Source organism: Amorphoplanes digitatis (assembly GCF_014205335.1).
GTDB classification, from domain to species: Bacteria; Actinomycetota; Actinomycetes; order Mycobacteriales; family Micromonosporaceae; genus Actinoplanes; species Actinoplanes digitatus.
In genome coordinates this window covers 2,902,350-2,918,677 of the sequence record NZ_JACHNH010000001.1, presented here as the reverse complement: position 1 = coordinate 2,918,677, position 16,328 = coordinate 2,902,350, and the positions used below count along the sequence as shown (strand labels likewise).

16 protein-coding genes and 1 pseudogene are annotated in these 16,328 nt (G+C 73.0%); 9 read left to right on the top strand and 8 right to left on the bottom strand.

All coding sequences use genetic code 11. The features are described from left to right. The first annotated feature begins 21 nt into the window (after positions 1 to 21). The gene (gene bglS, locus BJ971_RS12580; RefSeq protein ID WP_184992720.1) at positions 22 to 795 is read left to right on the top strand and encodes a beta-glucanase; all 774 of its coding nucleotides are present in this window, start codon (positions 22 to 24) and stop codon (positions 793 to 795) included. Positions 796 to 829: 34 nt separating this feature from the next. Then, positions 830 to 1,591, top strand: a complete 762-nt coding sequence (locus tag BJ971_RS12575; RefSeq protein WP_184992718.1) for a M15 family metallopeptidase — start codon at positions 830 to 832, stop codon at positions 1,589 to 1,591. A 6-nt stretch (positions 1,592 to 1,597) separates the two neighbouring features. Here BJ971_RS12575 and BJ971_RS12570 read toward each other — a convergent pair whose 3' ends face one another. After that, a complete protein-coding gene (locus BJ971_RS12570) occupies positions 1,598 to 2,302 on the bottom strand; it encodes a polysaccharide deacetylase family protein (protein WP_184992716.1) in 705 nt (234 codons plus the stop codon). A gap of 177 nt (positions 2,303 to 2,479) precedes the next feature. Here BJ971_RS12570 and BJ971_RS12565 point away from each other — a divergent pair, with 177 nt between their 5' ends. From BJ971_RS12565 to helR, 5 genes are all read left to right on the top strand, one after another. Then, positions 2,480 to 2,959 (top strand): AAA family ATPase, encoded by a 480-nt coding sequence (locus tag BJ971_RS12565; protein WP_184992714.1) that lies wholly within the window; start codon positions 2,480 to 2,482, stop codon positions 2,957 to 2,959. A 49-nt stretch (positions 2,960 to 3,008) separates the two neighbouring features. Next, positions 3,009 to 3,521, top strand: a complete 513-nt coding sequence (locus tag BJ971_RS12560) for a hypothetical protein (protein WP_184992712.1) — start codon at positions 3,009 to 3,011, stop codon at positions 3,519 to 3,521. A gap of 124 nt (positions 3,522 to 3,645) precedes the next feature. Next, positions 3,646 to 3,837: a (2Fe-2S)-binding protein gene (locus BJ971_RS12555; RefSeq protein WP_184992710.1), complete on the top strand. Its 192-nt coding sequence runs from the start codon at positions 3,646 to 3,648 to the stop codon at positions 3,835 to 3,837. Positions 3,838 to 3,865: 28 nt separating this feature from the next. Then, positions 3,866 to 4,348, top strand: a complete 483-nt coding sequence (bfr, locus tag BJ971_RS12550) for a bacterioferritin (RefSeq protein WP_184992708.1) — start codon at positions 3,866 to 3,868, stop codon at positions 4,346 to 4,348. A gap of 104 nt (positions 4,349 to 4,452) precedes the next feature. After that, positions 4,453 to 6,627: an RNA polymerase recycling motor ATPase HelR gene (gene helR / locus BJ971_RS12545; RefSeq protein ID WP_184992706.1), complete on the top strand. Its 2,175-nt coding sequence runs from the start codon at positions 4,453 to 4,455 to the stop codon at positions 6,625 to 6,627. Here the strand turns inward: helR and BJ971_RS12540 are convergent. Continuing rightward, positions 6,608 to 7,624, bottom strand: a complete 1,017-nt coding sequence (locus tag BJ971_RS12540) for a nitronate monooxygenase (RefSeq protein WP_184992705.1) — start codon at positions 7,622 to 7,624, stop codon at positions 6,608 to 6,610. The genes helR and BJ971_RS12540 overlap by 20 nt on opposite strands. Here BJ971_RS12540 and BJ971_RS42065 point away from each other — a divergent pair. Continuing rightward, positions 7,584 to 7,811 (top strand): annotated as a pseudogene (locus BJ971_RS42065) (GNAT family N-acetyltransferase); the annotation flags it as partial. The gene BJ971_RS12540 and the pseudogene BJ971_RS42065 overlap by 41 nt on opposite strands. A 105-nt stretch (positions 7,812 to 7,916) precedes the next feature. Here BJ971_RS42065 and BJ971_RS12530 read toward each other — a convergent pair. Continuing rightward, positions 7,917 to 8,732, bottom strand: coding sequence for an NAD-dependent epimerase/dehydratase family protein (locus BJ971_RS12530; RefSeq protein WP_184992703.1), 816 nt, complete (start codon positions 8,730 to 8,732; stop codon positions 7,917 to 7,919). Between the two features lie 58 nt (positions 8,733 to 8,790). Here BJ971_RS12530 and BJ971_RS12525 point away from each other — a divergent pair, with 58 nt between their 5' ends. Then, positions 8,791 to 9,399: an alpha/beta fold hydrolase gene (locus tag BJ971_RS12525; RefSeq protein WP_184992701.1), complete on the top strand. Its 609-nt coding sequence runs from the start codon at positions 8,791 to 8,793 to the stop codon at positions 9,397 to 9,399. On the opposite strand, the gene BJ971_RS12520 is transcribed toward BJ971_RS12525, so the two are convergent. The 5 genes from BJ971_RS12520 to cydB all read right to left on the bottom strand — a co-directional run bounded on the left by BJ971_RS12520 (position 9,392) and on the right by cydB (position 16,320). Then, entirely contained in the window at positions 9,392 to 10,168 is a 777-nt protein-coding gene (locus tag BJ971_RS12520) for a DUF2927 domain-containing protein (protein ID WP_184992699.1), read from the bottom strand. The genes BJ971_RS12525 and BJ971_RS12520 overlap by 8 nt on opposite strands. A 132-nt stretch (positions 10,169 to 10,300) precedes the next feature. Further along, entirely contained in the window at positions 10,301 to 11,887 is a 1,587-nt protein-coding gene (locus BJ971_RS12515) for an LPXTG cell wall anchor domain-containing protein (protein ID WP_184992697.1), read from the bottom strand. 118 nt (positions 11,888 to 12,005) lie between these two features. Continuing rightward, a complete protein-coding gene (gene cydC, locus BJ971_RS12510; RefSeq protein WP_184992695.1) occupies positions 12,006 to 13,694 on the bottom strand; it encodes a thiol reductant ABC exporter subunit CydC in 1,689 nt (562 codons plus the stop codon). Beyond that, positions 13,691 to 15,301 carry a thiol reductant ABC exporter subunit CydD gene (cydD, locus tag BJ971_RS12505; RefSeq protein ID WP_184992693.1) on the bottom strand — a complete coding sequence of 537 codons (1,611 nt, stop codon included), beginning with the start codon at positions 15,299 to 15,301 and terminating at the stop codon, positions 13,691 to 13,693. Before cydD ends, cydC begins: the two co-directional genes overlap by 4 nt. After that, a complete protein-coding gene (gene cydB, locus BJ971_RS12500; RefSeq protein ID WP_184992691.1) occupies positions 15,298 to 16,320 on the bottom strand; it encodes a cytochrome d ubiquinol oxidase subunit II in 1,023 nt (340 codons plus the stop codon). Before cydB ends, cydD begins: the two co-directional genes overlap by 4 nt. Between the last annotated feature and the right edge of the window lie 8 nt (positions 16,321 to 16,328).

Sequence of the window (16,328 nt, the reverse complement as noted above, 5' to 3'; positions counted from 1 at the left end):
CGCTACGCAAAGGGGGCATACGTGTTCAGAACGCGATCTCGCACCGCGGTCAGGCTGACGCTCGCCGCTATCGGCATCGTCGTCGCCGCGGTGACCGCGGCCGACAACGGGCCGGCCGAGACCTCGACCGGCGGCAGCTTCGTCGGCCACCTCGACCGGGACGACGCCGTCCACTGGCACCCGGCCGACGGCTGGAGCAACGGCGGCATGTTCAACGCCGGCTGGCGCGCCGACCACGTCCGGTTCAGGGCCGGCGTCACGAGCATCAACCTCAGCGCCGCGACCTGCCCGGGCGGGTGCTCGGGCAAGCCGTACGCCTCCGGCGAGTACCGCACCAACGAGCTCTACTCCTACGGCCGTTTCGAGGCGCGGATGAAGGCCGTCAAGAGCTCCGGCGTCGTGACCGCGTTCTTCACCTACACCGGACCGACCGACGACCATCCCTGGGACGAGATCGACGTGGAGATCCTCGGGAAGAACACCAACCAGATGCAGACCAACTACTTCACCGACGGCGAGGGTGACCACGAGACCGTCGTCGACCTGGGCTTCGACGCCTCGGCCGCGTACCACGTCTACGCCATCGACTGGCGGCGCGACGCGATCAGGTGGTTCGTCGACGGCCGGCTCGTCCACCAGGAGGACGGCTCGCGCGGCGCGCTGCCGACCCACCCGCAGCGAATCATGATGAGCCTCTGGCCGGGCATCGACGCCGACGCCTGGCTGGGCGCGTTCTCCTATCCCGGTGCGCCGCTGACCGCCCGCTACGACTGGGTCAGATACACCAGATACTGACCATCAGCGGGCAAAAGTCCCATACTCTCGTGCCGTGACACGTCGCCTCGCCGCCCTGACCCTGCTGCTCGCCTCCCTGCTCGCCGCGCCGGCGCCGGCCGCCGCCACGCCGGCGGTACCGGCCACCTTCGTCGATCTCGCCGCCGTCGACCCGACGATCCTGCACGACATCCGGTACGCGGGGACGCACAACTTCGTCGGCCGCCCCGTCCGGGGTTACTCGGCGCCACGATGCCTCCTGACCCGCAGGACGGCGTCGGCGCTGAAGACGGCGCAGAGCAGGTTGCGCCCGCGGGGCTACACCCTGAAGGTCTACGACTGCTACCGCCCGCAGCGCGCGGTGAACGACTTCGCCGCCTGGGCCGGCAACGCCGCCGACAACCGGATGAAGGGCGAGTTCTACCCGCGGGTCGCCAAGTCCACGCTGTTCGCCGACGGCTACCTGGCACACCGGTCGGGACACAGCCGCGGCAGCACCGTCGACCTGACGCTCGTCCGGCTGCCGGCCGCCACCGAGCCGCGGTACGTGCCCGGACAGGCCCTCGTGCCCTGCTACGCACCCCACGGCCGTCGCTTCCGCGACAATTCCATCGACATGGGTACGGGCTACGACTGCTTCGACCCGCTCGCCGCCACCCTCGACCCGCGGGTGACCGGCGTGCGCCGCGCCAACCGCCTGCTCCTGCGCGACGCCATGACCGCGGCCGGATTCACCAACTACTCGCACGAGTGGTGGCACTACACGCTCGACGGTGAGCCGTACCGGTCGACCTACTTCGACTTCCCGGTGGCCTGACGGCCGTCAGCAGCCGGGCAGGATCTTGAAGGTGTATCCCTTGGCCTTCAGCTTCGGCAGGATCCGCTTGAGGGCCGCCAGGGAGTCGCGCTGGGAGTCCCCACCGTCGTGCATGAGCACGATCGACCCGTTGTGCACGTTGCGGATGACCCGGTTGTAGATGCCGTTCGACGTCTGCGAGTTCTCCCAGTCGCGGGTGTCGAGGTCCCAGAGCACCGTCCTGAGCCCGACCTCCTTGGTCCAGCGCCGCACCGAGGAGTTGGTGGCGCCGTACGGCGGCCGCATGCACCCGCTCCGGTGCCGGCCGAGCGCGCTCTGCGTACGGGTGAGCTGGCTCTTGACCTTGGCCTTGCCGAGCTTTGTCAGGTTCGGGTGGCTCCAGGTGTGGTTGGCCAGCAGGTGTCCCTCGCGGTCGATGCGGGCGGTGAGCCCGGGGTGCGCCTTGGCGTTCTGCCCGGTGGTGAAGAACGTGGCCTTGGCGTCGTACTTCTTGAGCACGTCGAGATACCGGGGTGTCCACGTGCCGGACGGCCCGTCGTCGAAGGTGAGGTAGACCGTCCGCGAGGCCTGCGCGACCTGCGCGACCTGCGCGGTCACGGACACGGCCCGCACAGCAGCGGTCGACGCGGGCGCGCCCTGCGCGGGCGAGGCGATGAACGCGGCCCCGCAGGCGAGCGACATCGTGCTCAACATGACGGCGATGCGGCGCATCCCTGCTCCTTGCTCTCCGAGCGGGCCCGGAACCCCCGGCGCTCGCCGGCGACGCTACGTAATGAGCCTCCCCGTCCCTAGCTCAGCGTGATACCTGTGGCCATTCGGCCTGATAGAGCGACAGAAAAGCCGACAAGCCCTTCACATTGAGTAGTGGCGGCGGCGTACTCTCGGTGAGTGGCACGGGTGCTGGTGACCGGCATGTCGGGTGCGGGCAAGACCACGCTGCTCGGCGAGTTGTCGCGTCGCGGCCACCGGACCGTCGACACCGACTACGAGGGCTGGACCTCGCCGGACGGCACGTGGGACGAGGCGCGCATGGCGGCCCTGCTCGCCGAGCGGGCCGGGGTGGTCGTCTCGGGCACCGTGGCGAATCAGGGCCGCTTCTACGGCCGCTTCGACCACGTGGTCCTGCTCAGCGCGCCGCTGAGCGTCCTGCTCGACCGGGTGGCGACCAGGCCGGACAACCCGTACGGGCGGACGGCCGGGCAGCGTGCCGAGATCGAGCGTTACGTGGCCGAGGTGGAACCCCTGCTGCGCCGGGGCGCCACGGTCGAGCTCGACGGCCGCCGCCCGGTGGCCGAACTGGCCGACGCCGTCGAGAAACTGCTCACCGGGGGACGCCGAAGACGTCGGACATTGCCCGAGCCGGGGTGAACATGAAGAAAGCCCGTGTTTGCCACATATCGAGCCTAGGCTTCCTGCCATGGCTCGATTCCGGAGGCGCCTGCTGGTCGTCGCGACCGCTGCCGCGGTCATCTTCGCGCTGGGCACGGTCGCCCGCGTCGCGTTGCGCAACGGCGACGCCGACCGGGCGGCCGTCACCGTCGCCGCAACGGCGACCGCCGTCGAGGGCCCGCAGCGCGCCGCGCGGGACGTCGCGGAGCGGAAGGCGCTGCCGAACGCCGCCGGCTCCGACGTGGACCCGCTCAAGCTGCTGCGCGGGCTGTGCCCCAATCTCGGCACCGCGGCGGGCGCACAGCGCTGCCTGTCGCTGCTGACCGCCGTCTTCAACACTCCGCAGTGCACGGCGCGGCTGCTGGCCGCCACGGCCACCTTCTCCGGACTGCTCTTCGCGCTGGGCTCGCTGGCGTGCCTGAGCATCCTTGGGCCGGCCCTGCTGCGCTTGACCGCGATCTACAAATGCATGAAGATCCACCACGATCTCGGCTTCTGCATGAGCCAGCGCCAGGCGCGGGCACCCCGATCCGACGGCTGAACCCGTCCTGACCTGCGGCCGGATCGGCCGATCTCGGGAGTGACGGATGGCGCAACCCGTCGACGCCGGCACCGAATAAGGATAGCCTGCCCTTGGTAAACCCCGAGATCAGGCAGGTGGCGACATGTACGTGTGCATCTGCGCCCGCGTCCGCGAATGCGAGGTGCGCGCGGCCGTCCGCGGCGGAGCCCGCTGCGAGGACACGGTCGGCGAGGCCTGCGGCGCCGGCACCGGGTGCGGCAGCTGCCACCCGCGGATCGCCGAGATCATCGACGCCGAGGCCCCCGCGAACACGCCGGTCGGCGCAGCACGATGAATCCGGACAAACTACGTAAAGTACAGCCATGCAGGGCGACAAGCAGGTCATCGAGTTCCTCAACGCGCAGCTCACCGCGGAGCTGACCGCGATCAACCAGTACTTCCTGCACGCCAAGATGCAGGACAACTGGGGCTACACCAAGCTCGCCGCGCACACCCGCGCCGAGTCGATCGACGAGATGCGCCACGCCGAGGTGCTCACCGACCGCATCCTCTTCCTGGAGGCCCTGCCGAACTACCAGCGGCTCTCCCCGCTGCGCATCGGCGAGACCGTGCCGGAGCAGTTCCGCGCCGACATGGCGATCGAGGTGGAGGCGGTCGACCGCCTGCGCAAGGGTGCCGCGTACATGCGGTCGATCGGCGACATCACGTCGGCCAAGGTGTTCGAGGAGATCCTGGCCGACGAGGAACACCACGTCGACTACCTCGAGACCCAGCTCCAGCTGATCGAGACCCTCGGCGAGGCGCTGTATCTCCAGAACGTGACCGAGCACCCCACGGCGGGATAGGGAAGAACGCTCTCTTCCACTTCTAACGTATAGCGGACCCGGGGGCTTGCGGCAAGACCCGGGTCATACCGCAGAATCGCTGGCCAAGGCCACAACCTGCGGAAATGGAAGAGGTTGACGCCGTGAGCCGCCGCCTGAGCACCAGCATGTTCGACCTTCCCGAGCGCCTGTCCGCCAAGGCCGAGCCGGCCCTGATCGCCCGCGACGAGCAACACTTCGCGGCCATCGCCGAGCGCCTCGATCAGTTGACCGCCGAGCTGTCCGACCGCCTCGACGCCGCACGCCGGGCGCCCGGCGGCTCCGGGCAGCGGGCGCTGGACCGGGACCAGGAGATCCTCCGGCTGACCGCCCGCCTTCGGGATCTGCGGCGCTTCGGCGCCGACCTGTGCCTGGGCCGCATGGTCGGTACGGACGAACCCGAGCCGGTGTACGTCGGGCGGCGCGGCCTCACCGACAGCGCGGGCCGCCGGCTGCTCGTCGACTGGCGCTCGCCGGTCGCCGAGCCGTTCTTCGGCGCGACGCACGCCAACCCGATGGGCCTGGCCAGCCGCCGCCGGTACCGCTGGACCCGCGGCCGGATCGGCGACTACTGGGACGAGGTGTTCACCCCGGATGGGCTCGAGGACCGCGCCGCGCTCGACGACCAGTCCGCGTTCATCGCCAGCCTCGGCGCCAGCCGGTCGCCCCGGATGCGCGACGTGCTCGGCACCATCCAGGCCGACCAGGACGCCATCATCCGGGCCGGATCGCGCGGCGCGCTGGTCGTCGACGGCGGTCCGGGTACCGGAAAGACCGTCGTCGCGCTGCACCGCACCGCCTACCTGCTCTACTCCGATCCCCGCCTCGGCCACCGCCGCGGCGGCGTGCTGTTCATCGGACCGCACCAGCCCTACCTGGCCTACGTCGCCGACGTCCTGCCCAGCCTCGGCGAGGAGGACGTGCAGATCTGCACCGTCCGGGACCTCGTGCCCGAGGGCGCCGTCGCGGGGGTCGAGGCCGACCCGGAGGTGGCCCGCCTGAAGTCGTCCGCGAGCGTGGTGCGGGCGGTCGAGGCGGCCGTCCGGTTCTACGAGGAGCCGCCCGCCACGGGCATGACGGTCACGACCGAGGACGCCGACATCGCGCTGACCGCCGACGACTGGGCCGAGGCGTTCCGGGCGGCCGGCGCCGGCACCCCGCACAACGAGGCGCGCGACGAGATCTGGGAGGAACTGCTCACCCTGCTGGTGGCGAAGTACGACGGCGACGAGCCGGAGGAGCAGCTGCGCCGCACGCTGTCGCGCAACCGGGAGCTGCACTCGGCGGTCAACCGGGCCTGGCCGCTGCTGGACCCGGCGGACCTCGTCGGCGACCTGTGGTCGGTACCCGCCTACCTGCGCAGGTGCGCACCCTGGCTCGACCGCGACGAGGTGCGGGCGCTCCAGCGCGCCGACGCCCGGGCCTGGACGGTGTCCGACCTGCCGCTGCTCGACGCGGCACGGCAGCGACTCGGCGACCCGGAGGCGTCGCGGCGCCGGCGCCGCTTCGACGCGGCGGTCGCCACCAAGAGCGAGCAGATGGACCGGGTCGTCGACGACCTGATCGCCGCCGACGACGACGGCCTCGGCCTGGTGACGATGCTGCGCCACCAGGACCTCCAGTACATCCTGGTGGACGAGACGGTGGCGACCGGCGCCGACCCGGACCGGCTCGCCGGGCCGTTCGCGCACATCGTCGTCGACGAGGCGCAGGAGCTGACCGACGCCGAGTGGCAGATGCTGCTGCTGCGCTGCCCGTCGCGCAGCTTCACCATCGTCGGCGACCGCGCGCAGGCCCGGCACGGGTTCACCGAGTCGTGGCGGGAGCGGCTGACGCGGATCGGGCTCGACCGGATCGACCTGGCCTCGCTGAGCATCAACTACCGGACGCCGGCGGAGGTCATGGCGCAGGCCGAGCCGGTCATCCGGGCCGTGCTCCCGGACGCCAACGTGCCGGTCTCGATCCGCAGCGGCGGCCTACCCGTCGTGCACGCGGCCGCCGCGGAGCTGGGCCCGATCCTCGACGCCTGGCTCGCCGCGCACGCCGAGGGCATCGCCTGCGTCATCGGCGATCCCACGTTCGAGGCGACGGCCCGCGTCCGGTCGCTGACCCCGGAGCTGTCCAAGGGCCTCGAGTTCGACCTGGTCGTCCTCGTCGACCCGGACGGGTTCGGCGACGGCATCGAGGGCGCGGTCGACCGCTACGTCGCGATGACCCGGGCGACGGGGCAGCTCGCCATCCTCACGAGCCCCCGGCGCTGAGCCGGGACAGGATCTCGGCCACCGGGCCGGGCCGGGCCTCGGCGTGCGCGGTGCCCGCCCACAGATTGAGCGCCTCGGGGTCGCCGCGCTCCGCGGCCGCCGCCCGGATCGGCGCGGTCAGGTGGTGCACCGCGGGATACCCGATCGGCGCGCACGCCGAGTAGGCGTCGGTGAACCTGTTCCGCAGCGCCCGGGCGGGATGGCCGGTGAACGCCCGGGTCACCACCGTCTGCGCGAACCGCCCGGAGAGCATCGCCTCGCGCTGCGCCGGCCGGGTACCGGCCTCCCCCGCCAGCAGGAACACCGTGCCCGCCTGCACCGCGACCGCGCCCGCCGCCAGCAGGCGCCGCACGTCCGCCGCGGTGCCGGTGCCGCCGGCCGCGACGACCGGCAGGCCCACCGCCGCCGCCACGGCGCGGACCAGCTCCGGCGCGGTCGAGGAGCCGTCGTACCCCGACGGCGAGGTCGTGGCGGAGTGGCCGCCGGCCGCGCCGGCCTGGACGATCAGCGCGTCCGGCCCGGCGGCGGCGGCCCGCCGCGCCTCGCCGACGTCGGTGACCGTCACCAGCACCGCGGACCCCGCGCCGCGCAGCGCCGCGACGACCGCCGGATCGGGTACCCCGAACGTGAAGCTGACCATCGGCACGGCGGCGGCGACCGCGAGCTCCACCTTGGCCGCGTAGTGGTCGTCGTCGTCGAGCCGCAGCGGCGGGAGCGTGACCGAGTAGCGCCGCGCCTCCGCCTCCAGCACCCGCCGGTACTCCTCCAGCGGGGCGACGTCGGCCGGCGGCGGCGACGGCACGAAGATGTTCAGCCCGTACGGCAGGCCGGTCTCGCGCAGCTCCGCCACCTCGCGCGCCACCGCGTCCGGCGCCTTGTAACCGGCCGCGAGGAACCCCGCCGCGCCGGCGGACGCGGCCGCCGCCACCAGCCGGGCCGTCGACGGCCCGCCGGCCATCGGAGCCACCACGACCGGATGTGCGGAGTCCAGCAGCATCAGCCCAGTCTGCCCCATCGGCTTCGTCGTCGAGGGCGACACCGAGGTCACGTACTGGATCGACAGGGCCTACTGGGGACAGGGCATCGCCGGCCGGGCGCTCGCCCTGCTCCTGGAGACGATCCCGGTCCGCCCGGTGTTCGCCCGCGCCGCGAGCGACAACGCGGGATCGATAAGCGTGCTGCGCCGGGCGGGATTCGCGATAACCGGCACGGACCGCGGGTTCGCCAACGGCCGCGGCGCGGAGATCGAGGAGACGATCCTGCGCCTCGACGACATGCCGGGCAAAGGATCACGGCGCGCCGAGCAGCTGACGAACGCCGTGGACCGGGCGATATCCGAAGGCCGCCGCGGCGGCGCCGGAGTCGTAGATCCGGTCGAGGGTCCGCGGCAGCGGCCAGTTCCTGTCCCGGAACGCCGCGGCGACCTCGGGCACCCGCTCGGCGATGACGCCGGCCGCGTCCCGGTGCAGCGGCAGGCAGTCCGCGCGGGTGAACGGGTACGGCCCGGCGATGTTGAAGGTGCCGGCCACGGTGTCGTGCTCCGCGACGCGCACGGCGGCCGCCGCGACATCGGACAACCCCACGGCCCGGTGCAGCAGGTGGACGGCCAGCGTCCGCGGCGGCTCCGGGAAGCAGCGGGCGATGCGCAGGACGACCGGGGTCAGGGCGCTCGACGCGACGAGCCGCTCGGCGGCCAGCTTCGTCTCGTCGTAGATGTCGCGGGGTCGCGGCGGGAGACCCTCGTCGACCCACACCGCCCGATCGGTGGGCACCAGGGCGTGCCCGTACACGCTGGTGCTGCTGATGTAGACGACGCGCCGGACCCGGGCGCGCCCGGCCTCCTCCAGCAGCGCCTCGGTGGCGCCGACGTTGACGGCGCGGAACTCCTCGTCGTCCACCCGGCCGACGTGCGGTGCGTGCAGGGCGGCGGCGTGGATCACGAGGTCGCACCCGTGCAGCGCCGCCCGGCGTACCCCCGGGTCCCGCAGGTCGCCGACGACGCCCGTCCATTGCCCGGTCACGCGGTCGACCCCGCGAACCGCCCAGCCGGCGGCGTCGAGGGCCGCCGCGATCGCCGCGCCGACGCGTCCCGAGGTACCCGTCACCGTCGCCTGCCGTCGCCTGTGCACAGAACATTGTGACCCGGCTGCCTACCATCGCCGGATGACTGAGACCTATTGGCCGCACCCCTCGCTGTCGGACCGGGTGGCGGGCGACCCGGACCGGGTCGCGTTCCTGATTCCCGGGTACGAATACTCCGCCGGGCGGCCGCTGCTGCACTTCGCCCGCGCGGTGCTGATGCGGCACGGCTGGACCACCCAGGAGGTCTGGTGGCCCGAGCGGCCGCCGCAGCGCGAGGGCGACGACCTCGATCCCTGGTTCGATCAGCTACGCGCGTTCGTGCACGCCCACCTGACCCGGATCATCGACGCCGAGAAGGCGCCGCGGATCCTGCTGGTCGGCAAGTCGATGGGCACGCTCGCCGCGGGCCTGGCCGCCGACCGGGAACTGCCCGCCATCTGGCAGACCCCGCTGCTGCGCGACGCCGGGACGGTGGACGCGCTGCGCCGCGGCACCGCGCCGTACCTGCTGGTCGGCGGCGCGGCCGACCCGGTCTGGGACGCCGGGCTGGCCCGGAGCCTCGGCCGGCCGTTCTACGAGGCGCCGGACGCCGACCACGGCATGGAGACCGACGACGACCCGGCGAACTCGGCGGAGATCCTCCGGCGCGCGACCGTGGCCATGGACGAGTTCGTGGCCGCGGTCACCTGACGGTCACCGCCTTCTTGACGCGCGCCTTGTCGTCTCCGGGGCCGACCGCACCGCTGTAGAGCAGCCGGATGACCTCCTTGTCGAGGGCCGAGTAGCGCGTCGGCGCCGACCAGTACTGGCCGTAGAAGATGCTCTCTGGGTACTTGTCGGAGTCCCGCAGCATTCCCATCCCCTGGGTCAGTTCCTCCCGGATCAGGTGGCAGCGGATGCGCTCGCTGATCCCCGACGAGCGGATCAGGACGTTCGCGCTGGTGATGGTGTACCCGTCGGCCCAGCGCGCGGCGACGTAGCCGTCATTGCCGGAGATGTACCAGGGCTCGAGGGAGCGGAACTTGGCGACCGGTGCGAAGTGGAGCTCGATGTCGGCCGCGCCCTTGGTCAGCTTCAGGTCGGTCGTCGCGGTGAGCGAGTTGAAGTCGGAGATGACCTTGTTCAGGCAGCTCCGGCTCTTCGCGGACCCGCCGTGGACGCGAATGCCGACCTCGGGCTTGGCCCACATCTTGATGACCTTGACCTTGTCGCGGTACTCCGCGCCGAACGCGACGGTGAAGAAGTATGCGAGCCCGGCCTTGCTGATCCTCGGCTTGACCGGGGCAGGAGACGGGGACGGCGCCGCGGAGGTGACGGCCGGTGCGGCCGAGGAGGGTGACCCGGCCGAGGCGACCGGGGTACCGCCGGCCGACGACTCGCAGGCGACCAGGGCGAGGTGGGCGGCGAGCAGCACCGGCGCCACGCGGCGAAGCCGGTCGCCGGCGGAACGGCGGTTCACGCGGCGTCCGAAGTGGTGCGCGGCGTTGTCATGATCGGCATGCTAGCCGGACCGGGCACGGCCGTCGATGCGGCGGCGGGGGCCACCGGAAGCTGCTCCGATGACCCCCGCCGGGTGTACCTGCCTCGCCCGTCAGGCGGTGAACCGCACGCGACGGCGGCGCACCATCAGCAGGCCCAGCGCGCCCGCGAGCAGCAGCACGCCGCCGGCCGCGCCCAGCACGCCGGCGTTCGCGCCGGTGACCGGGAGGCCGCCGCCGCTGCCGCCGGAGGCCTGCACCGTGATCTTCGCCGAGTCGTTGCGGCCGTCACGGTCGATCGGCTCGGCGAGGGTGAGGAAGTCCTCGTTGATCCGCACCTGGCCGGCCTTGGTGGAGGCGTTCTCGCGCACCTCGAAGGTGAAGTCGAACAGCATGGACGCCTTCGCCGCGGTCTTTCCGTCCTCGACGAAGCAGACGTACTCCGAGGCGCCGGTGAGGTCCTTCTCCGGGCCGCCCTCGGGGAACTCCACGTCCGCGTCGTACGCGAACGGCACGCACCGCTCGTCGACCTTGATGGCCCGCAGCCCGGCCGGGACGGTGATGTGCGTCGACGGGTCGACGTTGTCGAAGGTGAAGTGGTAGAGCGTGCCCGGCCCGTTGTTCACGAAGCCGACCTTGGTGCGCACCTTGTCGCCCGGGGTACCGGTGACGGTCGCACCGACCGCGGCCATGTCCGGGCGGCGGCTTCCGCCGACGACGAACTCGCTCAGCATCAGGTTGTTGTCGAGGTTGGTGTCGACCTGGTTGGCCTTCGCGGCCTTCACGGCACGCAGCTCGGCCGGGGCGCCGGTGCCCTTCGGGCCGAAGATGTCGCCGTCGAGCTCGGGCGCGACGTCGATCAGCTCCTTGAAGTCACCGGGGGTGTACCAGGCGCCGATCGCGCTCGCGCGGCTGCCCGCGGCGGCGTCGGCCGGAATCTCCAGGGCCATCGGCGTGGACAGCTGGTAGCTGGTGCCGGTCGCCAGCACGTCGTCGAACGTGCAGATCGTGAGGAGGCCGTACGTGCAGTTGCTGTACCCGCCGTCCTTGGTCAGGCTCGGGTCCCAGCCCAGCAGCACCAACACCACGCCCTTGACGGGCCGGGTACCGGCGTTGGACACCCGCACGTCGGCCACGGCGCGCGAGCCGGGTGCGACGGTGACCGGCTTGGCGATGACGCCGGCCAGGTCGACACCCTCGCCGATGGCGACCGTCGACTCGGCGGTGACCGCCGGGCCACCGTCGATGCGCGCGGTGAAGGCGAGCTTGCCCTCGGCGTCCTGCGCGGCGCCGGGCTTCGCGGTCACCGAGAGCGGGACCAGGGGCAGCAGGTTGGTGCCGCCCTCGAGCTCGATCGGTCCGTCGAGCTCGCACGTGATCACCGTGCCGGCCCGGTCGCAGAACTCGCCGCCGATGTCCTCGAACTCGGAGAACGCCTCCACCGTCGCGATGCTGTCGACGCCGGCGGTGTCCACGCTGACGGTCAGCTTGCCGATCGCGGCCGGCGCGGTGCCCGGCACGTCGATCCAGGCGAAGAGCGCGCTGGTCTTGGTGTCCTTGCCGACCACCGAGATGTCGGGGAAGTGCAGGCGGACCGCGGGATCCGCGGCGAGCGCCGGGGTGCCGGGCGCCGAGACGACCGCGGCCGCCAGCAGGGCGACCGCCGATCCGCTCAGCAGGCGGTGCAGGGCGCGACGCATGGTGATTGTTCCTCCCCGTTAACGACAAAGCCGCGTGAGCATAAAAGGGAAGAGATCGTTCGGCGACCCCGCTTTTCGGTCAGAACCGATGCACCGCCGACCGGAAAGATCACAATCATCACAGGCAGTGTTCGGCCACTGACGGATACCGGCCCCAACGTTGCGAAACGATCGCGTCGCGGGTGGCTGGCAGGGTGACCACCTCGTCGACCGCCGCCAGGTCGTCGGCGCGGTGGGTGATCAGCAGAACGGTGCGGTCGCCCGCGGCCGCCAGCAGATCGCGGGTCAGCGCCGCCGCCGTCTCGTCGTCGAGGTGTTCGGTCGGCTCGTCCAGGATCAGCACCGGCGTGCCGGCCAGCAGCGCCCGGGCCAGCGCGAGTCGCCGCCGCTGCCCGCCGGACAGGGCCAGGCCGTGCTCGCCGACCAGGGTGTCGATCCCGTACGGCAGGGAGTCCACCCAGTCCAGCAGCCGCGCCGAGCCCAGCGCGGCGCGCAGGTCGTCCGGCGAGGCGTCGCCGCGGGCGATGCGCAGGTTCTCCCCGATCGTCGTGTCGAACAGGTACGCGTCCTCGCTGAGGTAGCCGACGATCCGCCGCACCCGCTCGGGCGCCAGGGTGCGCAGGTCGATCCCGTTGAGGGTGATCCGGCCCGATCGGGGGTCGAGGAAGCGGACGAGCAGGGCCGCGACCGTTGACTTGCCCGATCCGCTCGGCCCCACCAGCGCGACCCGGCCGCCCGGCGCGAGCGTCAGGTCGACATCGCGCAGCGCGGTCCGGCCCGGTACCCAGCCCGCAGTCACGTTCTCGATACGCAGCGTGTACGGCCCGGCGGGCACCTCGCCCGGGCCGGGCACGGTGGTCACCGGCACGGGCGCCGCGAAGACCTCCGACAGCCGGCGCAGCGCCGCCCGCGCGCCGGCCCAGCGCTGCGCGGCCGGCGGCAGCGCGCCCGCGGTCTCGAACACCGCCAGCGGCGTGAGCACGACGACGGCGAGCAGTTCACCGGAGAGCTGACCGGCGCGGACCGCGACGGCGCCCGCGGCGAGCCCGACGAGCAGGCACAGGCCGGTGCCGAACGCGGTCACCGCGGCCGAGACGCCGGTGGCGGCGGCCGAGCGCTCCTCGGCGCGGCGCAGCCGCCGGTCCACGTCGTCCAGCAGGTCCAGCTGACGCGCGACCGCCCCGTACGCGGTCAGGTCGGGCAGGCCGTGCAGCAGGTCGACGGTGGTCGTGGCGAGCTCGCCGCGCAGCGGCGCGAGCCGGCCGTCGGCGCGGCGCGCCGCGGCGGACTGCAACAGCGGCACGGCCACCCCGACCAGCACCAGGGCCGCGGCCAGGGTCAGCCCGGCGGCCGGCAGCAGCGTGCCGGTCAGCGCCACCGCGCCGGCGCCGACGAGCGCGGCGACGGCGGAGGGCAGCAGCACCCGGGTGACCAGGTCCAGCACGGCGTCGACGTCGGCGACGAGGCGCTGCGCCAGGTCGGCGCGGCGGAAGTCGGCCAGCCCGGCCGGCGCGAGCAGCTCCAGCCGGCGGAACACCCGCACCCGCAGGCCGCCGAGGATCCGCAGCGCCGCGTCGTGGCCGACCAGCCGTTCGAGGTAGCGCAGGACGCCGCGGCCGATGCCGCAGGCGCGGACCACGACGATCGCGACCATCAGGTGCAGCACCGGCGGGTGCAGCGCGGCGCGCGAGATCAGCCAGGCGGACGTCGCCATCAGGGCGACGCCCGCGCCCGCCGCGCCGGCGCCGGCGAGCACCGCGAGCAGCAGCCGGCCCGAACCGGGCCGCAGGACGGCGAGGACGTTCACCTCGGCACCGCCGCCGCCGGCGCCAGGCTGATCACGCGGTCGGCCAGGGCGATCAGCTCCGGGCGGTGCGCCGCGATGACGACGGTACGGCCGCGCGCGAGCCGCCGCACCGCGTCCATGACGCCCGCGGCGGTGCCGGCGTCGAGATTGGCGGTCGGCTCGTCGAGCAGCACGATCGGCGCGTCGCGCAGGAAAGCCCGGGCCAGCGCGACCCGCTGCCGCTGCCCGGCGGACAGGCCCGTGCCGTCGTCGCCGAGCACAGCGTCGCCGTCGGTGAAGCCGTACACCCCGGCAAGCCGGGCCGCGCCGGCCACGTCGCCCGCGCCGCCGAGCGCGATGTTCTCGTCGACCGTGCCCGCGAACAGGTGTGGCCGCTGCGGCACCCAGGCGATCCGGGCACGCCACGCGCCGGGCTCCACAGTGGCCAGTGGCACGCCGCCGACGGTGATCCGGCCCGAGGCCGGCGCGACGAGCCCGAGCAGGGCGGCCAGCGCGGTGGACTTGCCGCAGCCGCTGGGGCCGGTGAGCGCGACGACCTCGCCGGGCTCGATGCGCGCCGAGAGCCGAAGGGCGTCGCCGTCGCGGCCCGGGTAGCGCACGACGACGTCCTCGAAGACGAGGGCGCCGTCCGGCGCCGCCGCGGTACCGGCGGCCGGCACCGGCGTCTCGAGCAGCTCGAACGCCTCCGCGGCCGCCGCAAGGCCCTCCGCGCTGGCGTGATAGTTCGCGCCGACCTGGCGCAGCGGCAGGTACGCCTCCGGCGCGAGGATCAGCACGAGCAGCGCGGTGGTCAGGTCCAGCTCCCCGGACACCAGCCGCAGCCCGACGCCGACCGCGACCAGCGCCACCGACAGGGTGGCGAGCAGCTCCAGCACCAGCGAGGAGAGGAACGCCGTGCGCAGCGTGCGCATCGTGAGCCGCCGCTGGTCGGCGCTGATCCGGCGGATCGCGTCCGCCTGTGCCCGGGCCCGGCCGAACAGCTTCAGCGTCGGCAGGCCCGCGACGACGTCGAGAAAATGGTGCGAGAGCCGGGCCAGCAACCGGAACTGGCGGCGGTTCGCGGCCTGCGTGTGCAGGCCGATCAGGACCATGAAGACCGGGATGAGCGGCAGGGTCAGCGCGATGGTGGCGGCCGCGATCAGGTCGGCCGGCACCAGCCGGGCCAGGACGATCACCGGCACGAGCGCGGCAAGCACGAGCTGCGGCAGGTACCGCGCGAAGTAGGCGTCGAGCGCGTCGAGCCCGCGGGTCACCAGCGTGACGGCCGCGCCGGTCGACGCCGGCCGGTTCGCGCCCAGCGCGGCCAGCCGGGCCAGCACCAGCCGCCGCAGCTCGGACTTCGCCCCGGCCGCGCAGCGCACGGCCGTGACCTCCTGCGCCCACGCCACCAGGCAGCGCCCGGCGACCACGACGGCCAGCCACCCGAGCACCGGGGCCAGTGCGGCCGCGTCCGCGCCGTGCAGGAAGACCGCCGTTATCCCGTACGCGAGCAGCGTCGCCTGCGCCACGATCAGGGCGGCGAGCGCGACCCCGAGTGCGACGGTGACGGCAAGGTACGCCCGGGCCGAGCGGGCGTACCGGAGCAGCCGCGGGTCGAGCGGTCTCACCCGGTCTCGCCCGCGAGCGCCGGCGCGACCGGGATGTGCTCGACGGTCAGCCGCTTGCGGAACACCCAGTACGTCCAGCCCTGATAGACCAGCACGATCGGCGTGAACGCCACGGCCACCCAGGTCATCACGCCGAGGGTGTACGGGGTGGAGGCCGCGTTCGTGGTGGTGAGGCTGTAGGCCGGGTCGATCGTCGACGGCATGACGTCGGGGAAGAGCGTGACGAACAGCGCGAACGTGGCGAGCACGATCGTCGCGCCGCTGGCCACGAACGCCCAGCCCTCCCGGCGCAGGCGGGTGGCGACCGCCGCGCCGACCAGGGCGAGCGCGGCGATGCCCGACAGGAGCCGGCCACCGGTGTCCGGGTGTGCGATCGCCGTCCACAGCAGGAAGCCGGCCGCGACCACGACGGCCGGCACGGCGAGCACGGCGGCGAGCCGGCCGGCCCGCTCGCGCATCTCGCCGCCGGTCTTGAGGGCGAGGAACACCCCGCCGTGCAGCGTGAAGAGCGTGAGGGTGGTCAGCCCGCCGAGCAACGCGTACGGGTTGAGCAGGTCGAAGAAGCCGCCGACGTACTCGTGGTCGGCGTCGAGCCGCACGCCGCGCACGATGTTGCCGAACGCCACTCCCCAGAGCAGCGCCGGCACCAGGCTGCCGCCGATGATGCAGTAGTCCCAGCGGCGCTTCCATGCCGCGTGGTCGCGCTTGCCGCGGTACTCGAACGCGACGCCGCGCACGATCAGCGCCACCAGGATGATCAGCAGCGGCAGGTAGAAGCCGGAGAACAGGGTGGCGTACCACTCCGGGAACGCGGCGAAGGTGGCGCCGCCGGCGACCAGCAGCCAGACCTCGTTGCCGTCCCAGACCGGGCCGATCGTGTTGATCAGCAACCGGCGCTCGCGGTCGTCGCGGCCCAGCACCGGCAGCAGGATGCCGACGCCGAAGTCGAAGCCCTCGAGCAGGAAGTAGCCGGCCCAGAGCACTGCGATCAGGCCGAACCAGACGGTGGTGAGTTCCATGTCGGCCT